At 70.2% G+C, this 26,990-nt stretch carries 25 protein-coding genes, 1 tRNA gene and 2 pseudogenes; 16 read left to right on the top strand and 12 right to left on the bottom strand.

Annotation, left to right across the window (positions count from 1 at the left end; translation table 11 throughout):
* Positions 1–120: 120 nt before the first annotated feature.
* Positions 121–360 carry a (2Fe-2S)-binding protein gene (locus RUMESO_RS02625; protein WP_037277883.1) on the top strand — a complete coding sequence of 80 codons (240 nt, stop codon included), beginning with the start codon at positions 121–123 and terminating at the stop codon, positions 358–360.
* Complete coding sequence (gene bfr / locus RUMESO_RS02620) at positions 357–863, top strand: bacterioferritin (RefSeq protein WP_037277881.1); 507 nt, start codon at positions 357–359, stop codon at positions 861–863. Before RUMESO_RS02625 ends, bfr begins: the two co-directional genes overlap by 4 nt.
* 72 nt (positions 864–935) lie before the next feature.
* Here the strand turns inward: bfr and RUMESO_RS02615 are convergent, their stop codons facing one another.
* Entirely contained in the window at positions 936–1,199 is a 264-nt protein-coding gene (locus RUMESO_RS02615; protein WP_051520945.1) for a hypothetical protein, read from the bottom strand.
* 11 nt (positions 1,200–1,210) lie between these two features.
* Positions 1,211–2,497: an isocitrate lyase gene (gene aceA, locus RUMESO_RS02610; protein ID WP_037277880.1), complete on the bottom strand. Its 1,287-nt coding sequence runs from the start codon at positions 2,495–2,497 to the stop codon at positions 1,211–1,213.
* 150 nt (positions 2,498–2,647) lie between these two features.
* Here aceA and RUMESO_RS02605 point away from each other — a divergent pair, with 150 nt between their 5' ends.
* Complete coding sequence (locus RUMESO_RS02605; RefSeq protein WP_037277879.1) at positions 2,648–4,075, top strand: helix-turn-helix domain-containing protein; 1,428 nt, start codon at positions 2,648–2,650, stop codon at positions 4,073–4,075.
* Here RUMESO_RS02605 and RUMESO_RS24875 read toward each other — a convergent pair.
* The 3 genes from RUMESO_RS24875 to RUMESO_RS02595 form a co-directional block, all read right to left on the bottom strand.
* On the bottom strand, positions 4,072–4,236 hold the full coding sequence (locus tag RUMESO_RS24875) for a hypothetical protein (RefSeq protein WP_156362635.1): 165 nt from the start codon (positions 4,234–4,236) through the stop codon (positions 4,072–4,074). The genes RUMESO_RS02605 and RUMESO_RS24875 overlap by 4 nt on opposite strands.
* A gap of 308 nt (positions 4,237–4,544) precedes the next feature.
* Positions 4,545–4,620, bottom strand: a tRNA-Ala gene (locus RUMESO_RS02600).
* A gap of 157 nt (positions 4,621–4,777) precedes the next feature.
* A complete protein-coding gene (locus RUMESO_RS02595) occupies positions 4,778–5,101 on the bottom strand; it encodes a TIGR02300 family protein (RefSeq protein ID WP_037277878.1) in 324 nt (107 codons plus the stop codon).
* A 120-nt stretch (positions 5,102–5,221) separates the two neighbouring features.
* Here RUMESO_RS02595 and RUMESO_RS02590 point away from each other — a divergent pair, with 120 nt between their 5' ends.
* From RUMESO_RS02590 to RUMESO_RS02535, 13 genes are all read left to right on the top strand, one after another.
* Positions 5,222–5,905 (top strand): M48 family metallopeptidase, encoded by a 684-nt coding sequence (locus RUMESO_RS02590; RefSeq protein ID WP_037277877.1) that lies wholly within the window; start codon positions 5,222–5,224, stop codon positions 5,903–5,905.
* A 31-nt stretch (positions 5,906–5,936) separates the two neighbouring features.
* Positions 5,937–6,602 carry a GntR family transcriptional regulator gene (locus tag RUMESO_RS02585; RefSeq protein ID WP_037277875.1) on the top strand — a complete coding sequence of 222 codons (666 nt, stop codon included), beginning with the start codon at positions 5,937–5,939 and terminating at the stop codon, positions 6,600–6,602.
* 4 nt (positions 6,603–6,606) lie between these two features.
* Entirely contained in the window at positions 6,607–6,876 is a 270-nt protein-coding gene (locus tag RUMESO_RS02580; RefSeq protein ID WP_037277874.1) for a DUF6881 domain-containing protein, read from the top strand.
* Positions 6,877–6,993: 117 nt separating this feature from the next.
* On the top strand, positions 6,994–7,161 hold the full coding sequence (hemP, locus tag RUMESO_RS23790) for a hemin uptake protein HemP (protein WP_082483308.1): 168 nt from the start codon (positions 6,994–6,996) through the stop codon (positions 7,159–7,161).
* Entirely contained in the window at positions 7,158–7,604 is a 447-nt protein-coding gene (locus RUMESO_RS02575) for a hypothetical protein (RefSeq protein WP_037277873.1), read from the top strand. The genes hemP and RUMESO_RS02575 overlap by 4 nt, the downstream gene beginning before the upstream one ends.
* An 80-nt stretch (positions 7,605–7,684) precedes the next feature.
* Positions 7,685–9,349 (top strand): alpha-amylase family glycosyl hydrolase, encoded by a 1,665-nt coding sequence (locus RUMESO_RS02570; protein ID WP_051520951.1) that lies wholly within the window; start codon positions 7,685–7,687, stop codon positions 9,347–9,349.
* Positions 9,350–9,409: 60 nt separating this feature from the next.
* Positions 9,410–11,476 carry a hydantoinase/oxoprolinase family protein gene (locus RUMESO_RS02565; RefSeq protein WP_037277872.1) on the top strand — a complete coding sequence of 689 codons (2,067 nt, stop codon included), beginning with the start codon at positions 9,410–9,412 and terminating at the stop codon, positions 11,474–11,476.
* Positions 11,477–11,721: 245 nt separating this feature from the next.
* Positions 11,722–13,347, top strand: a complete 1,626-nt coding sequence (locus RUMESO_RS02560) for a hydantoinase B/oxoprolinase family protein (RefSeq protein WP_037277871.1) — start codon at positions 11,722–11,724, stop codon at positions 13,345–13,347.
* Entirely contained in the window at positions 13,347–14,534 is a 1,188-nt protein-coding gene (locus RUMESO_RS02555) for an NAD(P)/FAD-dependent oxidoreductase (RefSeq protein WP_037277870.1), read from the top strand. The genes RUMESO_RS02560 and RUMESO_RS02555 overlap by 1 nt, the downstream gene beginning before the upstream one ends.
* Before the next feature lie 10 nt (positions 14,535–14,544).
* Entirely contained in the window at positions 14,545–15,381 is an 837-nt protein-coding gene (locus tag RUMESO_RS02550; protein ID WP_037277869.1) for an NAD-dependent epimerase/dehydratase family protein, read from the top strand.
* Positions 15,382–15,452: 71 nt separating this feature from the next.
* A complete protein-coding gene (locus tag RUMESO_RS02545) occupies positions 15,453–16,328 on the top strand; it encodes a helix-turn-helix transcriptional regulator (protein WP_037277867.1) in 876 nt (291 codons plus the stop codon).
* Between the two features lie 69 nt (positions 16,329–16,397).
* The gene (deoC, locus tag RUMESO_RS02540; RefSeq protein ID WP_051520944.1) at positions 16,398–17,384 is read left to right on the top strand and encodes a deoxyribose-phosphate aldolase; all 987 of its coding nucleotides are present in this window, start codon (positions 16,398–16,400) and stop codon (positions 17,382–17,384) included.
* A 119-nt stretch (positions 17,385–17,503) separates the two neighbouring features.
* On the top strand, positions 17,504–19,840 hold the full coding sequence (locus tag RUMESO_RS02535) for an aldehyde dehydrogenase family protein (RefSeq protein ID WP_037277865.1): 2,337 nt from the start codon (positions 17,504–17,506) through the stop codon (positions 19,838–19,840).
* A gap of 22 nt (positions 19,841–19,862) precedes the next feature.
* On the opposite strand, the gene RUMESO_RS02530 is transcribed toward RUMESO_RS02535, so the two are convergent.
* The 7 genes and pseudogenes from RUMESO_RS02530 to RUMESO_RS02505 all read right to left on the bottom strand — a co-directional run bounded on the left by RUMESO_RS02530 (position 19,863) and on the right by RUMESO_RS02505 (position 26,947).
* Positions 19,863–20,468 carry a DUF1523 family protein gene (locus RUMESO_RS02530; RefSeq protein ID WP_051520943.1) on the bottom strand — a complete coding sequence of 202 codons (606 nt, stop codon included), beginning with the start codon at positions 20,466–20,468 and terminating at the stop codon, positions 19,863–19,865.
* 10 nt (positions 20,469–20,478) lie between these two features.
* The gene (locus tag RUMESO_RS02525) at positions 20,479–20,745 is read right to left on the bottom strand and encodes a hypothetical protein (protein ID WP_037277863.1); all 267 of its coding nucleotides are present in this window, start codon (positions 20,743–20,745) and stop codon (positions 20,479–20,481) included.
* Positions 20,700–22,046 (bottom strand): annotated as a pseudogene (locus RUMESO_RS28055) (DUF6638 family protein); the annotation flags it as partial. The gene RUMESO_RS02525 and the pseudogene RUMESO_RS28055, both read right to left, overlap by 46 nt.
* A gap of 432 nt (positions 22,047–22,478) precedes the next feature.
* Positions 22,479–24,410, bottom strand: a pseudogene (locus RUMESO_RS02520) (AAA family ATPase); the annotation flags it as partial.
* Positions 24,411–24,417: 7 nt separating this feature from the next.
* Positions 24,418–25,539: a hypothetical protein gene (locus RUMESO_RS02515; protein ID WP_037277861.1), complete on the bottom strand. Its 1,122-nt coding sequence runs from the start codon at positions 25,537–25,539 to the stop codon at positions 24,418–24,420.
* Positions 25,539–25,868: a hypothetical protein gene (locus RUMESO_RS02510; RefSeq protein WP_037277859.1), complete on the bottom strand. Its 330-nt coding sequence runs from the start codon at positions 25,866–25,868 to the stop codon at positions 25,539–25,541. Before RUMESO_RS02510 ends, RUMESO_RS02515 begins: the two co-directional genes overlap by 1 nt.
* The gene (locus RUMESO_RS02505; RefSeq protein WP_037277857.1) at positions 25,865–26,947 is read right to left on the bottom strand and encodes a hypothetical protein; all 1,083 of its coding nucleotides are present in this window, start codon (positions 26,945–26,947) and stop codon (positions 25,865–25,867) included. Before RUMESO_RS02505 ends, RUMESO_RS02510 begins: the two co-directional genes overlap by 4 nt.
* Positions 26,948–26,990: the final 43 nt, after the last annotated feature.

Here is a 26,990-nt window from a genome sequence, read left to right as displayed (position 1 = left end):
GCCCCGACGTCAAGCCGGCAAGGGACTGTGGCGGATCGCCACAGGTGGGGCTCTCCCGCCTTGAACAGCCCGAGAGAAACAGTCAGGCATGGCCCATCGCGCCAAAGGGGGAACCCCGCCATGATGGTCTGCCACTGCAACGGCATCTCGGACCGCGACATCCACGCCGCCATCGACTGGATGCGCGCCGCGGACGGCGAGACGATCATCACCCCGGGCAAGGTCTACCGCGCGCTGGGCAAGCGGCCCGATTGCGGCGGCTGCCTCCCCCACTTCCTTGCCACCATGGAAGGCAATCCTAACCTTCAGGTGCCAGCAGGCGTTCCGATCCTGCGCGCGCAACTGAAGGACAGGGCATGAAGGGCGACCCGCAAGTCATCGACTATCTCAACCGGGCCCTCCGGAGCGAGCTCACCGCCGTCAGCCAGTACTGGCTGCACTACCGGCTGCAGGAGGACTGGGGCCTCGGGCATCTGGCGAAGAAGAGCCGCGAGGAGAGCATCGAGGAGATGCACCACGCCGACCGGCTGATCGCGCGCATCATCTTCCTGGAAGGGCACCCGAACCTCCAGAAGCTCGACCCCCTCCGCATCGGCCAGAACGCCCGCGAGACCCTGGAGGCGGATCTGGCGGCCGAGCGGGACGCCGTGACGCTCTACCGCGAGGCCTACGCCTATTGCGACAAGGTGGGCGACTACGTCTCCAAGAAGCTCTTCGAGGAGCTCCTGGCCGACGAGGAGGGTCACACCGACTTCCTCGAGACCCAGCTCGGCCTCTTCGACCGCATCGGCGGCGCGCATTACGAGCACCTCAACGCCGAGCCCGCCAACGAGGCCGACTCGGGCGGCGCCGGCGAGGACTGACCTCCGACGCGACGGGGAGCCCGGAGGCTCCCCGATCCCTCATCCGTCCGGCGCCGGCGCCGGCCCGGCGCCTCAGGAGCTGCTGCTCACCTGCGGCATCCGCAGGCCGGCGGACCCGCACTTGACGATCACCGGCCGCATGACATCGCCCCAGCAGCCCTGGCCCGAGTGGTAGCGCGCCGAGCGGTGCAGCTCGACCGAGAGGCCCGAGTCCACCGCCGCGCGGATGACGTCGCTCAGGCGCTCGATCTGCTCGGCCACGGATTCGATGGCGTCCATCTGCCGGTCGGTGAGGGCGAGCGAGCCTTCGAGGGTATGGGAGGTCATGTCGAACATGGGTCTTCTCCTCAGGCGTGGGTGAACTGGGCGGTTTCGGTGGATTCGCCCATGGCGGTCGTGGAGGACTTGCCCTGGGTGATGGTGGTGGACACGAGGTCGAAGTAGCCGGTCCCGACCTCGCGCTGGTGCCGCACGGCGGTGAAGCCTTGCTTGGTCGCCGCGAACTCGCGCTGCTGGAGCTCCGAGTAGGCGTCCATGCCCCGGTCGCGGTAGCCGTCGGCGAGCTCGAACATCGACAGGTTCAGCGAGTGGAAGCCCGCCAGCGTCACGAACTGGAACTTGTAGCCCATGGCGCCCAGCTCGCGCTGGAACTTCTTGATGGTCTCGTCGTCGAGCTTGGCCTTCCAGTTGAACGAGGGCGAGCAGTTGTAGGCCAGGAGCTTGCCCGGATACTTCCTGTGCACCGCCTCCGCGAACTTCCGCGCGTCGTCGAGGTCGGGGTGCGAGGTCTCCCACCACAGCAGGTCCGCGATCTCGGCATAGGCGAGGCCCCGCGCGATGCAGTGGTCGAGGCCGGTGCCGGGCTTCAGCCGGAAGAAGCCCTCGGGCGTGCGGTTCTCGCGGTCGATGAACGGATGGTCCCGCTCGTCCACGTCCGAGGTGATGAGCTGGGCGCTCTCCGCGTCCGTCCGCGCCACGGTGATCGTGGGCACCCCCATCACATCCGCCGCGAGGCGCGCGGCCACGAGGTTCCGCTCGTGCGCCGCCGTGGGGATCAGGACCTTGCCGCCCAGGTGGCCGCACTTCTTCTCGCTCGCGAGCTGGTCCTCGAAGTGGACGCCCGCCGCGCCCGCCTCGATGAAGGCCTTCATGATCTCGAAGCTGTTCAGCGGCCCGCCGAACCCGGCCTCGGCGTCGGCGACGATGGGGACGTACCAGTCGCGGGTGACGTTGCCCTCGCTGGCCTCGATCTCGTCGGCGCGGCGCAGCGTCCGGTTGATCCGGCGGCACAGCTCCGGCGCGGCGTTCGCCGGGTAGAGCGACTGGTCGGGATACATCGCGCCCGCCGTGTTGGCGTCGGCCGCCACCTGCCAGCCCGAGAGGTAGATGGCCCTCAGCCCCGCGCGGACCTGCTGCATCGCCTGGTTGCCGGTGACGGCGCCCAGCGCGTTCAGGAAGGGCTGCTCGTGCAGGTCCTTCCACAGGCGGTTCGCGCCCCGCTCGGCCAGCGTGTGCTGGACGGTGAGCGAGCCGCGAAGCTTGGCGACGTCCTGCGGCGCGTAGGGTCGGTTGATCCCGTCGAAGCGCCCTTCGGGGGCGTGCGGGACGAGGTCCTGGAAGGTGAGGTCGGTCATGTGGGCGGTCCCGGATGGCGTTGCTGTTGGGGACCATGATGCGGCAGTGCAGCGTCCGAGCAAGACGGACAGCCTCGCCCAAAGGATGACTTGTCAAAATTCCACAACCTGTCATCTGTAAAGCTGTCTCTGCTTTGACAGGAGCCCGGCATGGACCTCGACGCCCGCCGCAAGATCATGGCCGGACCGCAGCTCCGCCGGCTCCGCTCCACGCTGGGCCTCTCGCAGAGCGCCATGGCCGCCGAGCTCGGCATTTCGGTCAGCTACCTGAACCTCGTGGAGCGCAACCAGCGCCCGCTGACCGCGCAGCTCCTGATCCGCCTGTCGGAGACCTACGCCATCGACGCCCGCGACTTCGCCGGGTCCGAGGATGGCCAGGGCGCCGCCGAGCTGGAGGAGGTGCTGGCCGACCCCCTCCTCGCGCCCCTCCAGGTCCCCCGCTCCGAGATCCGCGCGGCGCTCGACCAGGCGCCGGCGCTGGTCGCGGCCCTCAAGCGCCTCCACGCCGCCTATGCCGGGGCGGCGGAGCTCGGCTCTGGCGTGGCAGGCGCGCAGTCCGAGGCCGAGCGCGGCGGCCCCCTCCCCGGCGGCGCCGACGCGGTGGAGCGGGTGCGGACCTTCCTGCAGGAGCACGACAACCACTTCCCGGCGCTGGAGGACCTGGCGGAGGCGCTGAGCGCCGAACTGGGGCAGGTCGAGGGCGACCTCCTTCACGCCCTGACCCTGCGGCTGCGGGCCCGGCACGGGATCCGGGTGCAGGTCATGGCGCACAAGGACATGGGGGTGACCCTGCGCCACTACGACCGCCACCGGCGCAAGCTGATGATCTCGGAGCTTCTGGAGCCCCCCGGCCGCACCTTCCAGGCCGCCTACCAGCTCGGCCTCCTCGAGGCGGGCGGGGTCATCGGCGGGCTCCTCGACGGCTCGGGGCTCACCGACCCGCAGGCCGGAAAGCTCGGCCGGATCACGCTGGCCAACAGCTTCGCGGCGGCGCTGATGATGCCCTATGGCCGCTTCCTGGGTGCGGCGCAGGAACTGGGCTACGACGTGGAGATGCTGGGCTCCCGCTTCGGCGCGAGCTGGGAGCAGGTCGCCCACCGGCTGACGACCCTGTCCCGCCCCTCGGCGCGGGGCATCCCGTTCTTCATGGTCCGCGTGGACAACGCCGGGAACGTGTCCAAGCGCTTCTCCTCGGGCGCATTTCCCTTCTCGCGCTTCGGGGGGACCTGCCCGCGATGGAACCTCCACGACGCCTTCCGCCATCCGGGGCGGGTGCTGACCCAGCTCATCGAGATGCCGGACGGCAAGCGGTGGTTCTCGATCGCCCGCATGGTGCGCCGGATCGCGACGCCCTGGGGCGAGCCCGAGGCCGCCTTCGCGGTCGGCCTGGGCTGCGAGGAGCGCTGGGCCTCGCACCTCGTCTACGCGCGGGGGCTCAGGGAGATGCGCCCCACCGGCATCGGCGTGAACTGCCGGCTCTGCGAGCGTCCGAACTGCCCCAGCCGCGCGGCGCCCCCGCTTCTGGGCGGCTTGGAGCTCAGCGAGGCGACGCGGGGGCTGTCGCCCTTCGGACGCTAGGCGGCGGGGCGGTCGCCCTCGCGCTCGGCCACGGCCTTGGCGAGGCGGATCACGTAGCCGGCCCAGTCGAAGCGGGGAGCGGGAGCCTCACCGGCGGCCACGCGCAGGCCGCGCAGCAGCGGCAGCTCGGGCAAGGGCGGATCGTAAATCAGCAGGTCCATCCGATTCGTCCCGTTCGCGACTTATCATGGGTTAACAAACCGGGACCGGGGACGCCAAGGGGGGCCGGTAGGCACCCCGGACTTCGGTCCGTGCGCGCCCGGGTCCCAGGACGACGGCGACGGCCCACCCCGGGGCCCCGCACCTCCGGCAGCCCGACCGAGGCCCGGACACCGGGGACCAGCCCTCGTCCCGCGACTCCCATGGCCCTGGACGTCACGACGGCCCGGGTCGAGGCGCGGCAGGCGCCTCCGGGTCGCCCCTTACGGCAGGCGCGTCAACCGGGTCGAACTTGATCCTGGAGTAGATTTGGTGGAGCCAAGGAGGATCGAACTCCTGACCTCTTGCATGCCATGCAAGCGCTCTCCCAGCTGAGCTATGGCCCCTAACCGTGGTGTCGGGCTTGGGTGGCCTCGACGCGACGCTCTCTAGTGGGCGCCGGAGGGGAGCGCAAGGGCTGATTTCGCCCTCCCTCCCCCGACCCGGCGGCAAGGCCGGGCAAGGGTCGGCGGGGCGCCACCAGGGGCGCCCCGCCGGAACTTTTCACTCGTCGTCGCCGGCGACGTCGCCGAGGTCCTCGAAGGAGACCTCCTCGTCCTCGTCGTCCTCCAGGACCTCGTCCCCGAGGTCCGCGTCGTCCTCGACGACCGCGTCGTCGTCGTCGAGCAGCAGGTCGTCCTCGTCCCCGATCTTCAGGCGCTTGGTCTGGGCATCCTCGGCGTCCGCCACCATGGTGCGCGAACGGCCCACGTCGATGTTGACGACCTGGCCGGTGTAGGGGCTCACGATGGGGGTGCGGTTCAGGTCATAGAAGCGCTTGCCCGTCGTCGGGCAGACCCGCTTCTTGCCCCATTCTTCCTTGGGCATGGGTAATTCTCCGGTTGTCACGCAGGGTCGGGCCACGTAGGCTCTGCGCTGCAGCGCATCGGGGTCCCCTGCCACAGTGGGGAACGCCTGTCAAAGCCTTTGGGTCCGCGGAGGGGACGCATGGACCATATCCTACCGGGCGATCCGCCCGTGGCCGTGTCCCTGCGCCGCTCCGCGCGGGCCCGGCGGCTCAGCCTGCGCATCTCCGGCACCGATGGCCGCGTCACCCTCACCCTCCCGCTCCGCGCCCGCCTCGGCGACGGCCTCGCCTTCCTGCGCGAGAGGGAGGGCTGGCTGCGCGGCCATCTGTCGCGGGCGCCGGTGGCCATCGTCCCCGCCTTCGGCCGCGCCATCCCCTTCGAGGGGCGCGAGGTCCTGCTGTGCCGGACCGAGGGCGGCCTCCGGCTGGAGGGCGACCGCCTCCTCATGCCGGGCCGGGCCGACGGCCTTTCGGGTCGCCTCGCGGGCTTCCTCCGGGCCGCCGCGCGGGATCGCCTCGCCGCGGCCTGCGACCGCCATGCGGCCGCGCTGGGCCGGCGCTACCGCAAGCTCACGCTGCGCGACACCCGCTCGCGCTGGGGCTCCTGCACCTCGGACGGCGACCTGATGTTCTCCTGGCGCCTCGTCCTCGCGCCGCCGCCCGTCCTCGACTACGTCGTCGCCCACGAGGTCGGGCACCTCGCCGAGATGAACCATTCCCCGGCCTTCTGGGCCGTGGTGGAACGGCTCTGCCCCGGCCACGAGGGTCCGCGCGACTGGCTCCGGGCCGAGGGGGCGGGCCTCCATCGGCTGCGGCTGAATTGACGCGCCGGGCCCCCGCGCCCACAACGGCCCCATGACCGCCGAGCCCCGCCCGCTCCCCGACAAGTCCCCCGATTCGGGCGCCCGCGCCCATGACCGCGTCTACCGCGCCCTGCGCGCCCGCATCATGCACGGCGAGGTCGCCCCCGGCGCCGCCCTCACCCTGCGCGGCATCGGCAAGGAGTTCGGCGTCTCCATGACCCCCGCGCGCGAGGCCGTGCAGCGCCTCGCCGCCGAGGGGGCGCTGACCCTCTCCCTCTCCGGCCGCATCTCCACGCCGGCGCTGTCGAACGAGCGGATCGAGGAGCTCGCCACCCTCCGCGCCATGCTGGAGCCCGAGCTCGCCTCCCGCGCCCTCCCCCGCGCCCACTTCGCGCTGATCGACCGCCTGGAGGCGATCAACGAGGGGGTGAGCCGCATGGTCGCCCGCCACGACGCCATCGGCTACATCCGAACCAACCTCGAGTTCCACCGCACGCTCTACCTCCGCGCCCAGTCCCCCGCGATCCTCCAGCTCTGCGAGACGGTCTGGCTCCAGCTCGGCCCCACGATGCGGGCGCTCTACGGCCGCCTCCAGCGCACCGAGCCGCCCCGGAACCACCGCCTGATCCTCGCCGCGCTCAAGGCGGGGGACGAGCCCGGGCTGCGCCTCGCGGTCAGGACGGACGTGACGCAGGGGCTGAGGATGCTGAAGGGATGAGACCTTGAAATACTACCACGCGGCCTGGACCCACGACCTCCCCGACGAGCCGGTCTGGATGGCCTACGAGGTCTCCGAGGACGGCAACGTCACCCGCATGGTCGAGCACTTCGCCGTCGGCTGGACCGACTACCGCATGGCCACCCGCGAGGAATGCGAGAACCTCATCGACCAGCCCTTCGACCCCGCCGCGTTCGACGAGGAGGCCATGACCCTCCGCGAGATCACGCCGGACTGGTTCGCGGGGCTCTGGCGCAAGCAGGACGCCAGCTAGGACGACAAGGCCGCCCCACCCCGGCTTGACATCCTGACTATTTTACTCAACTATCCTCTTTAGCCATCCCGGCCACCCGGGAAAGCCATCGCCCGTCCCCGTATCCGAGGCTTCTCGATGGTCCCGATCTCCCTCGTCCCGCCCCTGCCGCCCTCTGTCCTCCCGACCCCGACCCACGACGCCCGCGACCTCACAGGCCCCACGGGGCTGGCGCGGATCGTGCTCGACGGACAGGCCTACACCCTGCGCATCACCCGCGCGGGCAAGCTGATCCTCACCAAATGAGCAGCGCGCATCTCCAGGGCAGCGCCCCGGTCGGGCACCTTGACACCCTGCCGCCGCTCGAAGGCCTCTCCGTCCGCGCGCTGCGGCGCTGGTGCGACGGCGGCGCCGAGGCGCTGGCCGAGGATCTCGGCTGGGCCCTGGGCGAGGACCGGGGCGAGCGCGCCGCGCGGGCCTTCGACGCGCTCTGCCGCCATTGCCTCGCCTCCTGCCGCCGCCCGCTCATGCGCCATGGCGGCGGCTGTCCCTGCCTCGGCGCCGACGAGGCCGCCTTCGCGCAGCTCGTCCAGACCGCCACCGAGGGCGAGCGCGAGGACGCGCTGATGCTGGCCTGCTGCATGGTGCGCCCCGACCTCGCCCCCGCCCTCGTCCACCTCGCGCAGATGGCGGGCCTCGCGCTCCGCTCGGCTCTCGCATCGTCGGAGCGGCCTGCCGCCGTCCACTGACTTACGCCGCGTTAATCACCTAGCCGCCGGCCGCGAAGCACGATATGGCGCCGCGATGCAGCATGGCGGGGGTGAAGCAGATGCGTGAATGGTGGCGAGACGCGGTGATCTATCAGGTCTATCCCCGGTCGTTCCAGGATTCGAACGGCGACGGGGTGGGCGACCTGCCCGGCATCACCCGGCGCCTCCCCCATGTGGCGAGCCTCGGCGTGGACGCCATCTGGCTCTCCCCGTTCTTCGCCTCGCCCGACCGCGACATGGGTTACGACGTGTCGGACTACACGGCCGTGAACCCGCTCTTCGGGACGCTGGAGGACTTCGACGCCCTGGTGGCCGAGGCGCATAGGCTCGGCCTCAAGGTCATCATCGACCAGGTCCTCTCGCACACCTCGGACCAGCACCCCTGGTTCAAGGAATCCCGCCAGGACCGCGTGAACCCCCGGGCCGACTGGTATGTCTGGGCCGATCCCAAGGCCTACGGCACGCCGCCCAACAACTGGCTCTCGGTCTTCGGCGGCTCCGCCTGGCACTTCGAGGCCCGCCGCCGGCAATACTACCTCCACAACTTCCTGACCGAGCAGCCCGACCTCAACTTCCACAACGAGGAGGTCGTGGACGCGCTCCTCGATTCGATGAAGTTCTGGCTCGACCGCGGCGTGGACGGCTTCCGCCTCGACACCGTCAACTTCTTCGTTCACGACCGCCAGCTCCGCGACAACCCGCCCTCCGACTGGATCGAGTTCCCCGCGAACCCCTACGAGGCGCAGGACCACCGCTTCTCCAAGACCCGCCCGCAGAACATCGCGGTGCTCCAGCGGATGCGCCGGCTCACCGACCAGTACAAGGACATCATGATGGTGGGCGAGGTCGGCGAGGCCGCGCGCCAGATCGACATCATGGCCGAATACACATCGGGCGGCGACAAGCTGCACATGGCCTATTCCTTCGAGTTCCTGAGCCACGACCACACGGCCGAGCACTTCCGCTCGCGCATCTCGCGCTTCCTGGAACGCGCCCCGAACGGCTGGCCCTGCTGGAGCTTCTCGAACCACGACGTGACGCGCCACGCGACGCGCTGGACCAAGCCCGGCGGCGACGTGGATGCCGTGGCCAGGCAGAGCATCGCCCTCCTGACGAGCTTCCCCGGCACGCTCGGCCTCTACCAGGGCGAGGAGCTGGGCCAGCTCGAGACCGACATCGAGTTCCACGAGCTCCGCGACCTCGGCTACGTCGCCTTCTGGCCCGAGATCAAGGGCCGCGACGGCGCCCGCACGCCCATGGTCTGGGAGCACGACCAGACCAACGCCGGCTTCTCGACCGGCCTCCCCTGGCTCCCCGTCAAGGAGCCCCAGGCCGCCCGCGCCGTGGACCTGCAGGAGGCGAGGAACGACAGCGTCCTCCATGCCTACCGCTCCTCGCTCGCCTTCCGGAAGTCCCACGAGGCGCTCCGCCTCGGCACCACCGACTTCCTCGACCTCCCCGAGCCGATCCTCGGCCTCCGGCGCAGCCATGGCGACCAGCACCTGACCTGCCTCTTCAACCTGAGCGAACGGCCCCTGCGCCTCACCCTCTCGGCCGAAGCGCTGCCCGTCGGCCCCTCCCAGGCCGAGGTGAAGGGGACCTCCGTGCGCCTCCCCGCCCACGGCTTCGTCTACCTGCAGTCCAAGGCCCCCGTCGCCGTCGCCCCCGAGGCGCTGGGCGAGCCCGGCTCCTCCCGCCAGCCCGGCATGGCCTCGGCGACCTGACGTCCGTGCCGCCCCGGGGGGTTCACTTCCCCCGGGCGCGCGGCTAGCGTCCGCGCCACCATGACGGATAGCGCAAATCTCGGCGTCGATATCGGCGGCACCTTCACGGACGTTGTGCTCGAAACGGGCGGGCGTCTCTTCTCCACCAAGGTCCTCACGACCTACGCCGCGCCCGAGGACGCGATCCTCGACGGGATGCGCCAGGTCTGCCGCAAGGCGGGCCTTTCGCCCTCCGTCCTCACCAGGATCATCCACGGCACCACGCTCGCCACCAACGCCCTCATCGAGCGTCGCGGCGCCCGCACCGCCCTCATCACCACCGAGGGCTTCCGCGACGTGATCGAGATGCGGACCGAAAGCCGCTTCGAGCAGTACGACCTCAACCTCGTCCTGCCCGAGCCGCTGATCCCCCGCGACCACCGCTTCACCCTGAAGGAGCGCGTGGACGCCGGCGGCAACGTCCTCCACCCGCTCGACCGCGCCGACATCGAGGCTCTGGCCGAGAAGCTCCAGGGCTTCGATTCCGTGGCCGTGGGCTTCCTCCACAGCTACCTCCGCCCCGACCATGAGCGCCTCGTGCGCGAGGTGCTGGCCGAGAAGCTCCCGAACCTCAGCGTGTCCCTGTCGAGCGACGTCTCCCCCCAGATGCGGGAATACGAGCGCTTCAACACCACCTGCGCCAACGCCTACGTCAAGCCGATGATGGAGAGCTACCTTGGCCGCCTCGCGTCCCGGCTGGCCGATGAGGGCGCCACCTGCCCCATCTTCCTGATGCACTCCGGCGGCGGCATCGTCTCCATCGAGACGGCGGCGCAATACCCGGTCCGCCTCGTCGAATCCGGCCCCGCCGGGGGCGCGATCTTCGCCGCCGACGTGGCCCGCCGCCATGGCCTCGACAAGGTCCTGAGCTTCGACATGGGCGGCACCACCGCCAAGATCTGCCTGATCCGCGACTTCACCCCCAAGACCGCCCGCGTCTTCGAGGTCGCGCGAAGCTACCGCTTCAAGAAGGGCTCCGGGATGCCCATCAGCATCCCCGTCATCGACATGGTGGAGATCGGCGCGGGCGGCGGCTCCCTCGCGCACGTCGACTCCATGCGCCAGATCCGCGTCGGCCCCGAGAGCGCCGGCTCCGAGCCCGGCCCCGCCGCCTACGGGCGCGGCGGCCTGCGCCCCGCCGTCTCCGACGCCGACCTCGTCCTCGGCCGCCTCGACCCCGACAACTTCGCGGGCGGCACCATCCCCCTCCACCCCGACCGCTCCGAGGCCGCCCTCCGCGCCGAGGTGGGCGACCGCCTCGGCATGGACCCCGTCCAATCCGCCTTCGGCGTCTCCGAGGTGGTGGACGAGAACATGGCCAACGCCGCCCGCGTCCATGCCGTCGAGAACGGCGAGGACCTCGCCGACTACACCATGATCGCCTTCGGCGGCGCCGCGCCCCTCCACGCCGGGCGACTCTGCGAGAAGCTCGGCATCACCCGCCTCCTCGTGCCCCCGGGCGCCGGGGTCGGCTCCGCCATCGGCTTCCTCCGCGCCCCCTACGCCTTCGAGGCCACCCGCTCCGTCTACATGCGCCTCGACGCCTTCGACGGCGCGACGGCCAAGTCGATCCTGTCGGACCTCGCCGAGGAAGCCTCCGCCTTCGTCCGCTCCTGCGACGCACACGCCACGATCCTCACCGACGCCAAGCTCTTCATGCGCTACAAGGGCCAGGGCTGGGAGATCCCGGTGGCGCTCGACGCCGACCTGACCGCGAATCCCACGACGGAGGCCCTGCGCGACCGCTTCACGCAGGACTACGCCGCCCTCTTCGGCCGCGCCGTCGAGGGCCTCCCCATCGAGATCACCGTCTGGGCCGTCAACGCCTCCACGCCCCTCGCCGCCGCCCAGCCGACGCCCGACGCGACCGCGAGCGACAGGGCCGAGGGCACGCCCCGCCGCCTCTTCGACCCCGTCGCCGGTGCCTGGGCCGACGGCCAGTCCATCCCGCGAGAACGCCTCACGGACGGCACGATGGCCGACGGCCCCCTCGCCGTCACCGAGGCCGAGACGACGGTCATCGTCCCGCGCGGCTTCACCGTCACCGGCCGCGCCGATGGCGTGCTCGACATCCGGCGGCCCGGCTGATGCGCGCGCCCTCGCCGCGCCAAAATTCTTCACCGAAGAATTTTGACGTCCCATCGATTCGCCCGCACCCGCCACAACATCTAGGCGCCACCCGCTCCTGGTTAACGCGCCTTAATACTTTCTCCCAATCCGATCAGCTACTTGCGCGCCCACCACTCCGTCCCGCGCAACGCCCGTTGCCGTCAGACTTCGTTAACCCCGCCCTGCGAATCTGTCCTCAGCTCGTCAGGAACAGGAGGTAAGCCATGAGCGTCCAGAACCAGATCATGTGGAACCGCCTGATCTCCATCGTGGAGGAGCAGGCGCAGGCCCTCATCCGCACCGCCTTCTCGACCTCCGTGCGCGAGGCCGGCGACCTTTCCGCCGGCATCTACGACCGGCGCGGCCGGATGCTCGCCCAGGCCGTGACCGGCACGCCGGGCCACGTCAACGCCATGGCCGCCGCCGTCGCCCACTTCATGCGCGAGATCGGCACCGACACGATGGCCGAGGGCGACGTCTACGTCACCAACGACCCCTGGATGGGCACCGGCCACCTCCACGACATCACCGTGGTCACGCCGGTCTTCCACAAGGGCCAACTGGTCGCCTACTTCGCCTGCACCGCCCACGTCGTGGACATCGGCGGCCGGGGCTTCGGCGCCGACGGCGAGTCGATCTACGAGGAAGGCCTCCAGATCCCGATCATCCGCTTCGCCGACAAGGGCGAGGTCAACAAGACCCTGATCCAGATGCTCCGCGTCAACACCCGCGAGCCCGATCAGGTGATCGGCGACATCTACGCGCTGGCCGCCTGCAACGAGGTGGGCCTCCGCCGCCTCGGCTCCATGCTCGACGAATACGGCCTCCCCGATATCGAGGCGCTCGCCGACTTCATCGTCGACGCCTCCCACGACGCGACCGTGCAGGCCATCGCGAGGCTGCCGCGCGCCAAGGCCTCCAACACCATGACCACGGACGGCTACGCGACGCCCATCGTGCTCGCCTGCACCGTCGAGACCCACCCCGACCACGTCCACGTCGACTTCACCGGCTGCTCCGCACCCGACCCCAAGGGGATCAACGTCCCCTTCATCTACACGGTCGCCTACGCCGCCTACGCCCTCAAGATCGCCATCGCGCCCGAGGTGCCGAACAACGCGGGCTCCCTCGCCCCCTTCCGCGTCAGCGCGCCCGAGAACACCATCGTCAACGCCAAGCGCCCGCATCCGGTGTCCTTGCGCCACGTCATCGGCCACCTGATCCCCGACACGGTGTTCGGCGCCTTCGACCAGATCGTCCCCGACATGGTCCCCGCCGAGGGCGCGGGCGCGCTCTGCAACTTCCAGGTCTCGCTCCGTGGCCCCAACGGCGAGCGGTCCGAGGTGCTGACCTTCAACTCCGGTGGCACCGGCGCCCGCCCCACGCTCGACGGCCTCAACGCCACGGCCTTCCCCTCGGGCGTGATGACCATGCCCGTCGAGGCCACCGAGCACGCCGGCCCCGTCGTCATCCACCGCAAGGAGCTCCGCCCCGACTCGGGCGGCGCGGGCCAGAGCCGCGGCGGCCTCGGCCAGTTCATGGAGGTCGGCCCCCGCGACGGCTTCGCCATGGAGTTCCGCGCCCAGCTCGACCGCATGAAGTTCCCCGCGCGCGGCCGCAAGGGCGGCGCGCCCGGCGGCCCGACGGTGGTCCAGCTCTCCGACGGCACCCAATACCCCGCCAAGGCCCGCTTCCAGGTGCCCGAGGGCCAGACCGTCCAGCTCGCCTTCCCCGGCGGCGGCGGCATGGGCGAGCCCTCCCAACGCGACCTCCAGGCCGTCGCCCGCGACGTGCGCCTCGGCTACGTCTCCGAGGAGGCGGCCAAGCGCGACTACGGGTGGGAGGCGTGATGCCCCAGCACTCCTCCTACGACGTGGTGATCGTCGGCGGCGCCATGATCGGCTCCTCGGTCGCCTGGTGGACGATGCGCGACCCCGATTTCAAGGGCCGCATCCTCGTGATCGAGCGCGACCCGACCTACGCCCAGGCCGCCTCCTCGCTCTCCCATTCCTCGATCCGCCAGCAGTTCGGGTCCGAGGTGAACGTCCTCGTCTCCCGCTTCGCCGCCGAGTTCATCCACAACTTCCGCGACTGGATGCAGGACCCCGAGGCCCCGGCCATCAGGCTCCAGAGCTTCGGCTACCTCTACCTCGCCGACAATCCCGCCTTCGCCGAGGTGCTGCGCGACAACGCGGTCATGCAGAACCGCCTCGGCGCCGCGACCCGCATCCTAGGCCCCGACGAGATCAAGGCCGAATGGCCCTGGTTCGAGGTGGGCGACATCCTCTGCGGCTCGCACAACGCGGTGGACGAGGGCTACTTCGACGGCACCAGCGTCTTCGACTGGTTCCGCCGCAAGGCCCGCCAGATGGGCGTGGAGTATATCCAGGACGAGGTCACGGGCTTCGACATGGCGAACGGCCGCGTGACCGGCGTGCGCCTCGCCTCGGGCCCGACGGTCGGCACGGGCACGGTGGTGAACGCCTCCGGCACGCGCGGCTCGCGCATGGCCCGGATGGTCGGCCTCGACCTGCCAGTGGAGCCGCGCAAGCGCTACTCCGTCCTCTTCGCCTGCGCCGAGCCCATCACCAAGGACCTGCCCCTCACCATCGACCCCACGGGCGTCCACTTCCGGCCCGACGGCGCCAACTTCCTGGCCGGCTGCTCGCCCGACCCCGACCCGGCCGCAGACCCCGAGGACTTCCACATGGACCATGCCATCTGGGAGGAGCACATCTGGCCGCACCTCGCCGCCCGCGTCCCCGCCTTCGAGCGCCTCAAGGTCCTGCACACCTGGGTCGGCCAGTACGACTACAACACGCTCGACCAGAACGCGGTGCTGGGGCCCTCGCCCGAGGTGCCGAACTTCCTCTTCGCCAACGGCTTCTCCGGCCATGGCTTCCAGCAGGCCCCCGCCGTGGGCCGGGGCCTCGCGGAGCTGATCGTCCATGGCGCCTACCGCAGCCTCGACCTCTCCCCGCTCGGCTACGACCGCGTCCTCCGCCGCGAACCGCTGCGCGAGCGCGCCATCATCTGAGGGAACGCCCATGCTCAAGAAGATCGTCCTCACCGGCGCCGCGGGCGACCTCGGCTCCCGCCTCCGCGAGCCCCTGTCACGCATGTGCGAACAGCTCGTCTCCGTGGACATCAAGGACGCCACCGGCCCCTTGGCCGCCAACGAGACCTGGGCCAGAGCCGACTGCGCCGAGATGGACCAGGTCACGCCCCTGATGGAGGGCGCCGAGGTCGTCGTCCACTTCGCCGCCATCCCCGACGAGAGGTCCTTCGAGGAGCTCCTCCGCCCCAACTTCCTCTCCTCCTACGTGATCTGGGAGGCCGCCTACAAAGCCGGCGCCCGCCGCGTCGTCTACGCCTCCTCGGTCCACGCAGTCGGGATGCACGAGACCAACGCCGGCATCGACACCGACGCCCCGCATCGCCCCGACACCTTCTATGGGCTGAGCAAATGCTTCACCGAGGACCTCGCCCGCCTCTACTGGGAGAAGCGGGGTCTGGAGGCCGTCTGCTGCCGCATCTTCTCGGGCACCGAGAAACCGCAGAACCCGCGCGCCCTGGGGACGTGGCTCTCGCGCGGCGACCTCGTCCAGATGGTCGAGCGGGCAGTGGACGCGCCAACGACCGGCTTCTGCGTCGTCTTCGGCATCTCGAACAACGACCGCGCGCCGGTCTCGAACGCCAAGGTCTCGTTCCTGGGCTACCGCCCCAAGGACAACGCCGAGGACCATGCGGCGGACATCCTCGCCAAGGCCGCCAAGCCCGACCCGCAGAACCTCGCCCAGATGCGCCTGGGCGGCCCCTTCGCCACCGTCCCGCTGGGCGAGAGCGGCGTGGCCGGCATGGCCAAGCTGGTGAAGAAGGGCTGACCTCACCCTTGCGGTCGGGCGGGCCTCGGGAAAGACTGCCCCAAGGGCAGTCACCCGGGAGCCAGCAGGACATGAGCGGCCACGTCCGCACCCTCCGCCACGCCGACATCCTCGGGGGCGACGCCGTCGCCCTCGCTCGGGCGACCCTCTCTCCCACCCGTCCCTCCTGTCTCCACGATCACGACTTCTTCGAGTTGCTCTGGGTCCAGAACGGCACCCTCCGCCACCACACCCCGGACGACCGCCGCGACCTCCCCGAGGGGACGCTCCTGTTCCTCGGCCCCGAGCACGCCCACGCCCTCCAGGGCCGGGGCGAGGACACGCTGGTCGTCTCCGTCACGCTCCACCCCGGCCTGATCGCCGCGCTGGCCGAGCGTCACCCGAGCCTCCCCGGCCGCCTCTTCTGGGGCACGGCGCCCACGATCCTCCCCCGCGACAGCCGCCAGCTCCTCGACCTGAACCAAGCCGCCCTCCGCCTCGAACGCGGCCCCCGCGACGCGCTCGCCGCCGAGGCCTTCCTCCTCCCGCTCCTGGCCGGACTCCTGGCCGAGGACACGCCGCTGCCGGAGGAGGCCCCCGCCTGGCTCCGCGCCGCCTGCGCCGCCGCCCACAGTCCCCGGGTCTTCAAGGATGGAGCGGCGGGCTTTGTCCGCGTCTCGGGCCGCGCCCATCCTCACGTCAGTCGCACCGCCCAGCGTTTCCTCGGCCAGACCCCGACCGAGTTCGTGAACGCCCTCCGGATGGCCCACGCCGCCCGCCGCCTCGCCGGGACCGAAGACCCCCTGCCCGAGATCGCCACCGAGGTCGGGATCGAGAACCTGAGCCACTTCCACCGCCTCTTCCGCGAGGCGCACGGCTTCACCCCCGCCGCCTGGCGCCGCCTGCACCAGCGCGACGTGACCCAGCCCGGCCCCAAGCTGCGCGAGGACGTGGCGGAAGATTTTTGACCGCCCGGTCAATTCTTGCCCCAGAGGGGCGATCCATGCGACACCACGCGCAGACAAGGGAGGTCGCCCGTGCAGATCGACAGACCCCAGGCCATCGCCAAGGCCCCGCTCCACGAGCCCCGCAACCCGGGGATGCCGCTCGACCTCGACTGGATGCGGCGCGTCCAGGCCAACACCTCGGCCATCGAGAGACGCGCGGCGACCCTGCCCGGCCGCCGCTCCGTCAAGAAGGACTGGCAGGCGGCGTGGCTCCTCAAGGCCATCTCGCTCATCGACCTGACGACGCTCTCGGGCGACGACACCGAGGGCCGCGTCCGCCGCCTCTGCGCCAAGGCCCGACAGCCGGTGTCGCGCGAGATCCTCGACAAGCTCGGGCTGCCCGGCCTCACGGTCGGCGCGGTCTGCGTCTATCACGACATGGTCCCCGCCGCCGTTGCCGCCCTGCGCGGGACGGACATTCCCGTCGCCGCCGTCTCGACCGGCTTCCCGGCGGGCCTCTCGCCCCTCCATCTCCGCATCGCCGAGATCGGGGAAAGCGTCGCGGCGGGCGCCAGGGAGATCGACATCGTCATCTCCCGCCGCCACGTCCTAACCGGCAACTGGCAGGCGCTCTACGACGAGATGCGCGAGATGCGGGCCGCTTGCGGCGAAGCGCACGTCAAGGCGATCCTTGCGACTGGCGAACTCGGAACGCTCCGCAACGTCGCCCGCGCGAGCCTCGTCTGCATGATGGGCGGCGCCGACTTCATCAAGACCTCGACGGGCAAGGAGGGCGTGAACGCCACCCTGCCCGTGACGCTGACGATGCTCCGCGCGATCCGCGACTACAACGACGCGACCGGCATCAAGGTCGGCTACAAGCCCGCCGGCGGGATCAGCAAGGCCAAGGACGCGTTGAACTACCTCGCGCTGGTGAAGGACGAGCTCGGCAGCCGCTGGCTCCAGCCGGACCTCCTGCGCTTCGGGGCCTCCTCGCTCCTCGGCGACATCGAGCGGCAACTAGAGCACCACGTCACCGGCGCCTACTCCGCCTCCTGGCGGCACGCCCTGGCGTGACAGCCACAGCCAAGCGATTCCCGCAGGGGCGACGCAACGCTCGTTGGTCTCAGAAACCGTTAACCGATCTCCGGTAGGTTGGACCTCAACCAGACGAATCACCCGGAAAGGGTCCCGCGATGACGATCAAGGAAATCTTCGAGACCATGGACTACGGCCCCGCGCCCGAGAGTGCCTCCGAGGCCCTGGCTTGGATCGCCTCCCACGGGGGCCGCTTCGGCGGCTTCATCGACGGATCGTTCAGCGAGCCGGGCGAGACCTTCCCGACGAAGAACCCCGCGACCGGCGAGACGCTGGCCGAGATCACGCAGGCCACCCAAGCCGACGTGGACCGCGCCGTGGCCGCCGCCCGCAAGGCGCAGCCGGGCTGGGCCGCCCTCGGGGGCCATGGCCGCGCCAAGGTCCTCTACGCCATCGCCCGCATCCTCCAGAAGCAGTCCCGCCTCTTCGCGGTCCTGGAGACGCTCGACAACGGCAAGCCCATCCGGGAAAGCCGCGACATCGACATTCCGCTCGCCCAGCGCCACTTCTACCACCACGCGGGCTACGCCGAGCTGATGGAGACGCAGCTTCCCGACCGCGCCCCCCTCGGCGTCTGCGGGCAGGTGATCCCCTGGAACTTCCCGCTCCTGATGCTGGCCTGGAAAGTCGCCCCCGCCCTCGCCATGGGCAACACGGTCGTCCTCAAGCCCGCCGAATACACGTCGCTGACCGCCCTCCTCTTCGCCGACCTCTGCCGGCAGGCGGGGGTGCCCAAGGGCGTCCTCAACGTCGTCACCGGCGATGGCGCCGTGGGCGAGATGGTGGTCCGCGCCGACGTCGAGAAGATCGCCTTCACCGGCAGCACCGCCGTGGGCCGCATCATCCGCGAGGCGACCGCCGGGACAGGCAAGTCGCTGACCTTGGAGCTCGGCGGCAAGTCTCCCTACATCGTCTTCGACGACGCCGACATGGACTCGGCCGTCGAGGGGCTGGTGGACGCGATCTGGTTCAACCAGGGCCAGGTCTGCTGCGCCGGAAGCCGCCTCCTCGTGCAGGAAGGGGTCGCCAACGCCTTCTACAGGAAGCTCAAGTCCCGGATGGACCGGCTCCGCATCGGCGACCCGCTCGACAAGGCCATCGACATCGGCGCGGTCGTGGACCCGGTCCAGCTCGCCACCATCACCCGCCTCGTGGACGCCAACACCGAGGGCGAGCGCTACGTCGCCCCCTGTCCCATCCCGGCCACCGGCTCCTTCTACCCCCCGACCCTCATCACCGGCCTCTCCCCTGCGGCGAGCCTGATGCAGGAGGAGATCTTCGGACCGGTCCTCGTCGCCACCACCTTCCGCACCCCCGCCGAGGCGGTGGAGCTTGCCAACAACACCCGCTACGGCCTCGCCGCGACGGTCTGGACCGAGAACATCAACCTCGCGCTCGACGTGGCGCCCAAGCTCGCCGCCGGAGTGGTCTGGATCAACGGCACCAACATGTTCGACGCCGCCGCCCCCTTCGGCGGCGTCCGCGAGTCGGGCTTCGGGCGCGAGGGCGGCTGGGAGGGCCTTGCGGCCTACACCAAGGCCGGCGGGAAACCCGGTGAAGCCCTGAAGCCCATCCCCGCCTTCACTGGTGAGGGCGAGGCCACGGACCCGCTCGACCGCACCCACAAGCTCTACATCGGCGGCAAGCAGGCCCGACCGGACGGCGGCTACTCCCGCGCGGTCTGGGGTCCCAAGGGCGCGCTCCTCGGCCATGCGAGCCTCGCCAACCGCAAGGACATCCGCAACGCCGTCGAGGCCGCCAACGCCGCCAAGTCCTGGGGCCGCACGACGGGGCACGCCCGCGCGCAGATCCTCTACTTCCTCGCCGAGAACCTGTCCGCCCGCTCAGACGAGTTCGCCCGCCGCATCGACGGCCTGACCGGGAGCGGCGGCGCGCAGGAGGTGGAGCACTCGCTCCGCACCCTCTTCCGCTGGGCCGCCTGGGCCGACAAGGTCGACGGCCGCGCCGCCGGAGCGCCGTTCCGGGGCGTCGCCCTCGCCATGCGCGAGCCGGTCGGCACCATCGGCATCCTCTGCCCCGACGCCTTCCCGCTCCTCGGCCTCGTGGCGACCATGGCCCCCGCCATCGCGCTGGGGAACCGGACGGTGCTGGTCGCCTCGGAGCCCTTCCCGCTCGCCGCGACGGACTTCTACCAGGTGCTCGAGACCTCGGACGTGCCGGGCGGCGTGGTGAACATCCTGACCGGCTCGCACAAGGAACTAGCTCCGACCCTCGCGGCGCACTTGGACGTGGACGCGGTCTGGAGCTTCTCCGGCCAGCCGCTCGCGCCGGTGATCGAGGCCAAGTCCGCCGGCAACCTCAAGCGCACCTGGGCCGAGACCCGCTCGCGTGACTGGACGAGGGCCGACGACCGCAGCTTCATCGACGCCGCGACAGAGGTGAAGTCCGTCTGGATTCCCTATGGAGAGGGCTGAACAGCCCTCTCCCGTGTCGGCGTCATGACCGCCCGAACCAGCCCTTCCGCTGCGACGGCGTCTGCCACGCGGCCGCCATGGGATCGCGCCGCCGCTGGTTCCAACGGCGGATGCGAGCCCAGATCGTCCAGACGATGGCGACCAGCACGATCAGCAGGATGATGTTGAACCACGGGATGATCCGCTCGTCCGGGCTCGTGGCCGGGCGCATCGAGATCGCGTTGGGGAACATCGACAGGTAGTTGATGCGCCAGCCGTAGTAGCGCACCACCATCCACTTGGGCGTCTCGGCCGTCGAGATGGCGTTCTGCGCCTCGGCCTGCAGGTCGGCGCTGTTGAACTTCAGGTACCAGGGGAAGCCGAAGCCGGTGTCCTCGTTGCGGAACACCAGCGGCCCGCCGCTCCGCTTGATCGTGTTGATGAAGAACACGTCCGCGCCGACCTGGCCTGTGCCAGCCGTGGTCGTCTGCTCGCCGAAGGAGCGGAAGCCGCGATATTCGTCCGGCGAGACGATGCGGTTCTCGGCCCCCGTGACGTAGACCACGGCGTGCTTGGGCAGCACGTAGTGGAGGAAGGACCCCACCACCAGCAGCACCAGGAGCGTGACCACCCATTTCAGAACGCGCATCGATTCTTTCCTATCTGGACCCGTTCACGAGATAGAGCAGGAGCATGAGCGCCGCCATGGGCGCCACGATCACCAGCCAGAGGAGCCTCTTGCGGAGCGAATGGTCGTACTCCGCCATGCCGTCCCGCAGATGGGTGTCCCGCTCCACGAGTTGGTCCCCCGCCTCCCACTCCTCCGCGAGCCGCCGCCTCTCGCGAAGGCGCAGGACGACCGAGAGTGCGAGGTAGATCATCACCAGAAGGACGAGGAACCCGACGACGACACGCAGGAACGCCATGTCAGCGTCGCCTCACCGAGCCCCAGGGGTCCGACCCGGTCGATGAGGTCGTCGCGCCGGGGGCGCGGCTCGGCCGGGGTGCCCCAGGGGCCAGGGGTTGGCGTGACCGGCTCGGCCATGGGCTCCTCTGGGCCGAACAGCGCCTCGCGGGTGCCGGCCTCGTCCATCTTGTACTCGCGGGCGAGGAGGTCGGCGACATAGCCGCGCTTCGCCTCGGGCCAGGTCTGGTAGTGCTGGATGAACAGCTCCTTGTGGCAGATGAAGAGCTGGCGCACGTCGAGCGGCGACAACTCCGCCAAAAGACGGCTCACGAGGTCGGCGTTCGGGCCGCGCTTCGGCCGCAACGTATAGAAGTAGGCCGGGTGATCCGAGGTGATGCGAGGCCAGCGGGCGCCCTCCTCCGCCCAGGCGACGAGCTGCGCGAGTCCCTCCCACTCCGGCGGCAGCCGCCCGGCCATGCGGCGGGCCAGAGCCTGAAGGTCGCGCCGGGTCGCGCCCTCGCGCAGGTGCCCCTCGGCCCCCGCCACGTCCGCGACGATGAAGTCCATCTTCTGCCGGAGACTCGCGGCCACGGCCGCGCCGCGCCCGGTCACGATGGGCTCGGCCAGCTCGTTGGCCGCGAGGAACCTGGCGATGCCGGTGCGGTCCTGGAGGTCCATGACCTCCTCGACGGGCAGCGGCCCGATCTCGTTCTTGTCCCCGGCCACGATGGCCGCCGGATGCGGGACCGAGCGGAAGATGTAGACCCCGCCGAAATGCGAGGTCCAGAAATCGTCCTGCTCGAAGGTCATGGCCTTGAGGCGCACCGGGTTGCGCGTCAGGTCCCCGGTGACCTCGGCCAGCCGGATCATCTCGCCGATGAGCGTGTCGTCCCACCAGGCGTCCGGCTCGGACTTGAAGCGGTCGATGAGGCCCCCCAGCCTCTCGGCCGTGGCGACAGTCCCCTGGGTGGTATCGGCCTCCACCGTCACCTTGCGGATGTCGAAGAGCCGGGCGGGCGCGTCGGCGGCATAGACCGAGTTGATGAGTTCGCCCGCCACCGCATCCCGCGCCGTCAGCGCGAAGAGCTCGGCCTCGTTCGCCTCGATGAACTGGCGCAGGATGCCGCGCGAGGTCGAGAATTCGGCGTTGAGCAGCGGCGCGTCCCTCTGGTCGGTGGTGAGAAGGATGAACTGCCGGTTGAAGCCCGGGTGGTTGAGGTATTCATCGTCGCCCAGCTCGTCCCCGATCTCGGGCGAGAAGCCGGAGATGTCGATGTGGAAGTCCTCGAGAGTCGACTCCTTCCGCGTCAGGTGCCGGAGGGCGCGCCGGTAGCGCTCCACCAGCACGGGGCTGTCCACGAGGACCAAGCCACCGAACAGCAGGCCCTTCTCGACGAGGCGCCTCACCACGTCTTCTCCTTCCAGTGTCGGGGCAGGTTCGCGACCGACAGGACCATGATGGGCGCCCAGACCAGCGCCGAGGCAAGCCCCAAGCGGAGAAAATGCAGCCAGCCGCCAAGGACGCCCATGTCGAGGACCACGGCAAGAGGCACGCCCTGCCCGACATAGAGCAGCAGGAAGAACAGCGTAGCGAGCCCGATCAGGATCAGGGTCGAGACCAGCGCCAGGAGCATGAGCGGCCAGACCCCCTCGGGCCAGACCCGCGTGAGGAGGCGGGGCACCAGCCATCCCAACACCGCAAGCACCAGGGCGGGCAGGAGGAGGCCCGAGGAGAACTCGCGGATCACGGCGCCCCCTCTCGGCGAGGTAGCGGCGCTTGGCCTCCTCCGAGCGGCGCAGGTCGCGGACCATGGCCTCGATGGCCGTCTCGTCGGACTTGTCGGCGTAGCGGAATTCGGAATCGGCGTAGCGGTTGATCTCCTGCAGGACCATCTCGACGGTGATCGGGGTCCGAAGCTCGCGGATCATCGCGGCCTTGGTGTCGTAGTCGCGGCGCAGGAACAGGTCGGGGTTCGCCATCCACTCGTCGGGAAGCTCCACGTCCATGGCCCGGACCTTGATCGCGTCCGTGATGTTCTTGATGGCGCGGCCCGTGAAGCGCGGCTCCACGTCTTGGATCGCCTTGAGGTATGTCCCGATCTTCGCGAGCGTGTCGAGGGGGCCCGCCAGAGCCTGCACTCGTTCCCAGACAGCGAGGAGCGCCTCCTCCTTGGGACGGCCGTGGGCGGCGTAGCTCTCGGCCACGGCGCGCTGGAGCGCCTGCGCCTCGAACAGCCGGTGATCGCCCACGGGGATGGCGTGGTTCTTGCCCAGGAGCAGCGCGAGGATATCGATGTAGTCGGCTCGGCTCTGCGGCCCGTCGACAAGAAATCGCGCGCCGGCCCGCTGTCTTAACGCATCATCAACGTTTTCCGGGTAGTTCGAGAACATCCCGAAGGTGCAGTTGCCTCGAACCACCGTGTTCGCGCCCGCGAAGCTCTCCATCAGCACCGCCGTGATCTCGAGCTGCCCGGCCGAGGCGTTGCGGTCGCCCCGCTTGCCCGCGAGCTGGTCGATGTCGTCGATGGTGCCGAAGCCGATCACCGTCGGGTCGGTGATCTCGGTGATGAAGGCCTTGGCGTTCTGGCCGGACTTGCCTTGGTAGGAGTCGATGCTGTCCGTGCTGAGGTTCCGGTAGCGGAACGGATTGCCCGCGACCTCGCAGTAGTCGTGGATCAGGCCCGCCATCATCTGGATCAGCGTCGTCTTGCCTGTTCCCGGCGCGCCGTCGCCCATGAAGGTGAAGATGAAGCCCCCCTCCTCCGCAAAGGGGTTCCGGCGACGCTCGAAGTCGTAGGCCATCAGCATCTTGGACAGCTTCATGGCCTGGTGCTTGGCGATGTGGTTGCCGACGACCTCCTCCGGCTTCTTGAAGGTCATCTGGAGCGCGGGCCCGCGCCCCTTCCGCGACGGCGTGAAGCCCTGGACCGTGAGGTCGTCCGCCGCCACGCGCCAGTTGGCCGAGGTGAAGGCCCCAAGCCCCGGCGCATGGGCCGCCCGCGCTGCGACCCGGGCCATCAGCGCCTCAGCGAAGGCCAGCACGGTCCCGGCGAGGCGCTGGTCGGTGGTGGCGAGGCCGGCCACGTCCTGGTCCAGCTCCCACAACGCGCCCATGAGTGCGAGGGGGGCGTTGTCGGTCAGCACCTCGTCGAGATGGCCGATTTCCACCGGCTCCCCGCCCGCGTGGGGGGCCAGCAGCACCGACAGAGCCGCCGCGAAGACATGGAGCGTCACCAGCGCCTCGGCGGTCGAGAGCTCCGAGAAGTCGGCCTGCCGGTCGGGGGTGAGGCTCCCGGCGGCGTTGGCGCGCTTGAGGTCGGCGAGGCCGGAGCGGAGCGCCACCTGCTCGGCCAGCGCCATGGCGATGGCGAGCGCCCGCCGGATCGCCTGCGCCACCGTGGCCTGAAGCGGCGAGGGCAGCCCCTCGGACCCCGGCACCGCCTCGATCCGCGCGAGGAGGTGGACCGAGCCCGGCAGCGTCGCCCGCTGCGCCGTCAGCCCCGGCGTGGTCGGGCGGAAGGCGCGGCGGGTGCCGATCCCCGGCGACCTCTCCGGCACGGGCGCAGCCGTTCCCTGCGCGATCCGCGGCGCGTGGTCGAAGCCCTGAAGGATGTTCAGCGCCTGCGGATAGTGCCGTCGGATGTCCTCCTCCCGAAGCTCCATGAGGTCGGCGCTGAGGCTCATTCGCGTCTCACTTGAACGACAGGATGCGCCCGCCCTCGCCCACCACGACCTTCCGCATCTGCCGGAAGGCGGGCGGGTCGAACTCGGCCAAGGCCTGATAGGGTCGGGCGGGCAGGATGAGGGAGCGGTCGATCCCCGAGACGCCCCGCTCCTTGGGCTCGGCCAAGGCGAAGACCTCGCGCTCGGTGGTGGAGAACCAGCCCGACTGGTCCACCTCGACCCGCTCGGACAGGAGGTCCTCCTCGGTCCAGGCGAGCGCCCAGTCCTCGCCCTCGGGCGCGCGGGCCTGGGCCAGGACCTCGCGGATCGGGCCGTCCTGGCTGGTGAAGGTGGAGGAATACATCGGACCAAGCTTGATGCGGCGCAGGCGCTTGGGATGGAGGTCGTCGAAATCCTGGTCGAACCCCCGCGCGATGGTCAGGAGCGTGAGGCCCCCCACCGACTGCGCCATCAGGTGCCGCTGCACGAGCGGCCAGCGTGTCGTGTCCTTGGGAAGGCCCTCGCGGCCGGTGTCCTCCAGCGTCATCAGGTAGATCACCGGCAGGTTGTCGCCCGCCTCGTAGACGCCCCAGCGGAGGAGATACCGCCGCCGCTCCGCCCGCCCCTCCCCGAGGTTGCCGAGCCAGACCGCCTCCGGGTCGTTGCGCGTCCAGAACAGCCCGCCCTTTCGCAACTCCTCGTAGTAGAGCCGCTGGCTGAGAGCGTATTGCAGCCGGGTCGGCGTGACGCGCTCCGACAGGATCACGCGGACCATCTCGTCCTTGAGCCTCTCGGCCGTGGGCGTGCTGGCGAGGTGCCGCTCGGCCTGCGTCGCGTCCGCCGCCATCTCCATGAGCTCGGCCGCGACCGGGAAGCCCGAATCCACACGGTCGAAGGTGAGCTGCGCCGCCCCGGCCGTGGCGCCCGCGAAATGGTACTTCAGCGCCAGCGCCCGGAAGGTGAGGTTGAGCGACACGAGGCTCCGCGCCAGCGCCTCGACTTCCGGCGCGGTCATGCGCCCGGCCGCCTGCTCCTCGGCGGCGACCTTGGTCAGGTGCGTGGTGATCCGCTCGAACTTGCGGAAGTAGCGCCGCGTGGCGAGGGTGTCCTCGATCACTTGGTGGTCGAGCGTCAGCTCCGGCGCGGGCATCAGGGCTGCGTCTGCCAGCAGCGGTCGCGCACCACCTTGTCGTCGGGGCCGAGGTCCGTGATGCAGCGCGTGATGGCGTCGGGATCGGCAGCCGGCGGCTCGGTCACCTGGGTGTCATCAGCCGGCACTCGGTCCGGGTGAGCCCAGAAGGTGACGATCCGAAGGCCTCCGTCCGGTCCCAGAACGGAGCTCGTGGTCACCAGATCGAGGTCCGAGTAGGCGAGCTGTGCAGACGTGGAGTCCGTCTCCACCCACTGCCCTTCGGCCGCCGCTCCCTGTGCGCCGCAGAGGGTCAGCAGTGCGACACCGGCCAGTCGCCCGAGGGTCATTGCTGCGCGCCGTAGAGGTTCTTGTCGTGCTTCTCCACGATCGCCTGGAAGCGCCGCATGAACCTCTCGTCGGCCCGGGCCTTGGCCTCCATCACATCGCGCGAGAAGATCATCTGCTCCTCATGGGCCTCCAGCATGTCGGCCATCCGCGCGTTGGTGGCGGCGCCGATGCCGGCCATGGCGGTCTGGGCCTCCTGGTCGGTCTTGACGCCGATCTCGTTGATCCGGTGCGCCACGTCCTGCTGCTGCGCGGTCTTGAGCGACTTGGACAGCGCGTCATACAGCACCACCCGCTGCCGCGTGTCGGTGCGAAGCTTGTTGATGAGCACCATCTGCGTCGCCGCCTGGTTCTGGAGCGAGTCGATCCAGGTCTTGCCGCTCTCGATGTAGCGCTCCAGCGTCTGCGACAGCGCGAGCTTCACCTGCTCCTGCCGCACGAGCTCGTTGTGGCGGGAGTTCATCCCGGCGAGGTCGGTCTCCAGCCGCGTCCGCGCGGCGGGGTCGGCCTCGGCGCCGATGCGATTCTCGAGGTCGATGATCCTGGGGTCCATGGCCGTGATCTCGGCCCGCACCCCTTCCAGCTCGGTCACGACCTGCTCGCGCTCGGCCAGGGTCGAGGCGAGGTTGCCCTCCACGCGGGTCTTCTGCTCCTCCAGCATCCCGAGCTGCCCTTCGAGGAGCTTCACGATGGTGTCGGACTTGGCGATCAGGTCCTGGAGCTTGTCGTCGATGGTGGCGAGCCGCATCCGCTCCTGCCGCATGGCCTCGGACTTGGACTGGGAGAAGAAGCCCACGAAGCTTTCCCAGCCGGTCTTGCTCCGCATCTCCTGAAAGTCGCGCGAGAAGGCCTCGGTCACGTCGTCGAGGCCCATGATGAGCTCGGCGATGTTGGCGTTCATCACCTCGGTGTGCTTGTGCACGTCCTGCAGCGTGGCGTTCTCGATATCGAGGCTGACCTCGGTCCCCTGTGCCATGGTCTGGCGCGCGCCCTCGATCCGGGAGGTCAGCTCGGAGATCTTGGCCTGCGCCGCCGCGACCTGAGCCTGGCTCTCGCGGATCTGGGTCTCGAAGTCGGCCATGATGTCCTCCCCGTGGCTCGCAATTCCGTGTATCTGGTGAGTG

The sequence above is a fragment of the Rubellimicrobium mesophilum DSM 19309 genome (assembly GCF_000600335.2).
Lineage (GTDB): Bacteria > Pseudomonadota > Alphaproteobacteria > Rhodobacterales > Rhodobacteraceae > Rubellimicrobium > Rubellimicrobium mesophilum.
Note: the sequence above shows the minus strand (reverse complement) of the source record. Positions and strands in the feature narration are given on the sequence as shown.

Excerpts from the sequence above, each read along its gene's own strand:
- RUMESO_RS02530 (WP_051520943.1), bottom strand. The coding sequence starts at position 20,468 with ATGCGCGTTCTGAAATGGGTGGTCACGCTCCTGGTGCTGCTGGTGGTG.
- RUMESO_RS02550 (WP_037277869.1), top strand. The coding sequence starts at position 14,545 with ATGCTCAAGAAGATCGTCCTCACCGGCGCCGCGGGCGACCTCGGCTCC.
- RUMESO_RS02615 (WP_051520945.1), bottom strand. The coding sequence starts at position 1,199 with ATGTTCGACATGACCTCCCATACCCTCGAAGGCTCGCTCGCCCTCACC.
- RUMESO_RS02625 (WP_037277883.1), top strand. The coding sequence starts at position 121 with ATGATGGTCTGCCACTGCAACGGCATCTCGGACCGCGACATCCACGCC.
- RUMESO_RS02535 (WP_037277865.1), top strand. The coding sequence starts at position 17,504 with ATGACGATCAAGGAAATCTTCGAGACCATGGACTACGGCCCCGCGCCC.
- RUMESO_RS02570 (WP_051520951.1), top strand. The coding sequence starts at position 7,685 with ATGCGTGAATGGTGGCGAGACGCGGTGATCTATCAGGTCTATCCCCGG.
- bfr (WP_037277881.1), top strand. The coding sequence starts at position 357 with ATGAAGGGCGACCCGCAAGTCATCGACTATCTCAACCGGGCCCTCCGG.
- RUMESO_RS02525 (WP_037277863.1), bottom strand. The coding sequence starts at position 20,745 with ATGGCGTTCCTGCGTGTCGTCGTCGGGTTCCTCGTCCTTCTGGTGATG.
- RUMESO_RS02510 (WP_037277859.1), bottom strand. The coding sequence starts at position 25,868 with ATGACCCTCGGGCGACTGGCCGGTGTCGCACTGCTGACCCTCTGCGGC.
- RUMESO_RS02595 (WP_037277878.1), bottom strand. The coding sequence starts at position 5,101 with ATGCCCAAGGAAGAATGGGGCAAGAAGCGGGTCTGCCCGACGACGGGC.
- aceA (WP_037277880.1), bottom strand. The coding sequence starts at position 2,497 with ATGACCGACCTCACCTTCCAGGACCTCGTCCCGCACGCCCCCGAAGGG.
- RUMESO_RS24875 (WP_156362635.1), bottom strand. The coding sequence starts at position 4,236 with ATGGACCTGCTGATTTACGATCCGCCCTTGCCCGAGCTGCCGCTGCTG.
- RUMESO_RS02505 (WP_037277857.1), bottom strand. The coding sequence starts at position 26,947 with ATGGCCGACTTCGAGACCCAGATCCGCGAGAGCCAGGCTCAGGTCGCG.
- RUMESO_RS02590 (WP_037277877.1), top strand. The coding sequence starts at position 5,222 with ATGGACCATATCCTACCGGGCGATCCGCCCGTGGCCGTGTCCCTGCGC.
- RUMESO_RS02575 (WP_037277873.1), top strand. The coding sequence starts at position 7,158 with ATGAGCAGCGCGCATCTCCAGGGCAGCGCCCCGGTCGGGCACCTTGAC.
- RUMESO_RS02515 (WP_037277861.1), bottom strand. The coding sequence starts at position 25,539 with ATGCCCGCGCCGGAGCTGACGCTCGACCACCAAGTGATCGAGGACACC.
- RUMESO_RS02555 (WP_037277870.1), top strand. The coding sequence starts at position 13,347 with ATGCCCCAGCACTCCTCCTACGACGTGGTGATCGTCGGCGGCGCCATG.
- RUMESO_RS02585 (WP_037277875.1), top strand. The coding sequence starts at position 5,937 with ATGACCGCCGAGCCCCGCCCGCTCCCCGACAAGTCCCCCGATTCGGGC.
- hemP (WP_082483308.1), top strand. The coding sequence starts at position 6,994 with ATGGTCCCGATCTCCCTCGTCCCGCCCCTGCCGCCCTCTGTCCTCCCG.
- RUMESO_RS02605 (WP_037277879.1), top strand. The coding sequence starts at position 2,648 with ATGGACCTCGACGCCCGCCGCAAGATCATGGCCGGACCGCAGCTCCGC.
- RUMESO_RS02560 (WP_037277871.1), top strand. The coding sequence starts at position 11,722 with ATGAGCGTCCAGAACCAGATCATGTGGAACCGCCTGATCTCCATCGTG.
- RUMESO_RS02545 (WP_037277867.1), top strand. The coding sequence starts at position 15,453 with ATGAGCGGCCACGTCCGCACCCTCCGCCACGCCGACATCCTCGGGGGC.
- RUMESO_RS02565 (WP_037277872.1), top strand. The coding sequence starts at position 9,410 with ATGACGGATAGCGCAAATCTCGGCGTCGATATCGGCGGCACCTTCACG.